This window comes from Pseudomonas baetica (assembly GCF_051216495.1).
Lineage (GTDB): Bacteria > Pseudomonadota > Gammaproteobacteria > Pseudomonadales > Pseudomonadaceae > Aquipseudomonas > Aquipseudomonas baetica_B.
The window spans coordinates 1-1,339 of the sequence record NZ_JBPKAM010000240.1 but is presented as its reverse complement, the minus strand read 5'-3'; the positions used below and the strand labels follow the sequence as shown (position 1 = coordinate 1,339).

Genomic DNA, 1,339 nt, shown 5'->3' with positions numbered 1-1,339 from the left:
GGCTCGCTCCCACAGGGGATCGCATTCCAATGTGGGAGCGAGCCTGCTCGCGAAGGGGCCATCCGCTACAGCACGATACTCATGCCGTCATACGCCACTTCAACATTGCGCCGCTCCAGTTCCGCCCGCTCCGGCGAATCCTCATCGAGAATCGGGTTGGTGTTGTTGATGTGGATAAGCACCTTGCGCTGCCGGGGCAGTTGCTCGAGCACTTCAAGCATGCCGCCCGCCCCGCTTTGCGCCAGGTGCCCCATTTCGCTGCCCAGGCTGTCGCCGACTTCGCACAGGCGCATCTCGTTATCGCGCCATAGCGTGCCGTCCAGCAACAGGCAATCGGCGCGCTGCATCCAGCCCAGCACCTCGTCGTTGATCTGCCCCAGCCCCGGCGCGTAGAACAGCGAGGCGCCGTTGCGCTGGTCCTCGATGAACAGGCCGATGGTGTCGCCCGGCTGCGGATTGCCGCGATTGGGGGAGTACGGCGGCGCGTTACTGACCAATGGAATCGCGCGAAACTGCAGGTGGCCGCAGGCCGCAATCCCGAACGGCTTGCGATCCAGGCGCAGCGGTCGCCACTGCAACCCGCCGTTCCAGTGCTTGAGCATGGTGAACAATGGGAAACCACTACTGAGGTCCTGATGAACCCGCTCGGTGCACCAGACGTTATGCGGGCAGCCTTCGCGCAGGCTCAGCAGGCCGGTGCAGTGATCGATCTGACTGTCCATCAACACCACGCCGGCGATGGCGCTGTCACGCAACCGCCGCGCCGGTTGCAGCGGCGCGAAACTCTCGAGTTGCGCACGGATGTCCGGCGAAGCGTTGCACAGCACCCAGTCCACACCGTCGTCGCTCAGGGCAATCGACGACTGCGTGCGCCGCTGCGCGCGCAGGCTGCCATCGCGCACGCCGGCACATTGCCGGCAATTACAGTTCCACTGCGGAAAACCACCGCCGGCGGCGGAGCCAAGGACACGGATGTGCATGAGCAATGCTCCAGAAGGCAGACCCGGCCAACGCAGCCGCTGGCCGGGTGAACAATCAACGGTTGGCGAAATACATCGTCACTTCGAAGCCAATGCGCAGATCGGTAAACGCGGGTTTAGTCCACATGGGTCATTCCTCTTCTTGTGCCGGGCGATTCCGGTAGCACCATTAATGCACGCAGCGCCGGGCGCCCGAATGCTACTTTCGAAGGAGGTTTTGGGGTGCGTTGGTAGGGGGTGTGGTGCGATCACTGCCACCACACAAACCCATGTGGGAGCGGGGGGGGGGGGGGGGGGGGGGGGGGGGACAGGGGGGGGGGAGGGGAGGGATCCGAGGAGAGAGGGGGGGGTGAGGAGGG

At 64.7% G+C, this 1,339-nt stretch carries 2 protein-coding genes; both read right to left on the bottom strand.

Going from position 1 to position 1,339, the window contains the following annotated elements; all coding sequences use genetic code 11:
* Positions 1–65 precede the first annotated feature (65 nt).
* Positions 66–980, bottom strand: coding sequence for a pyrroloquinoline quinone biosynthesis protein PqqB (gene pqqB / locus ACSFE6_RS31495; protein ID WP_435431266.1), 915 nt, complete (start codon positions 978–980; stop codon positions 66–68).
* Between the two features lie 55 nt (positions 981–1,035).
* Positions 1,036–1,107 carry a pyrroloquinoline quinone precursor peptide PqqA gene (gene pqqA / locus ACSFE6_RS31490; protein ID WP_003253598.1) on the bottom strand — a complete coding sequence of 24 codons (72 nt, stop codon included), beginning with the start codon at positions 1,105–1,107 and terminating at the stop codon, positions 1,036–1,038.
* Positions 1,108–1,339: the final 232 nt, after the last annotated feature.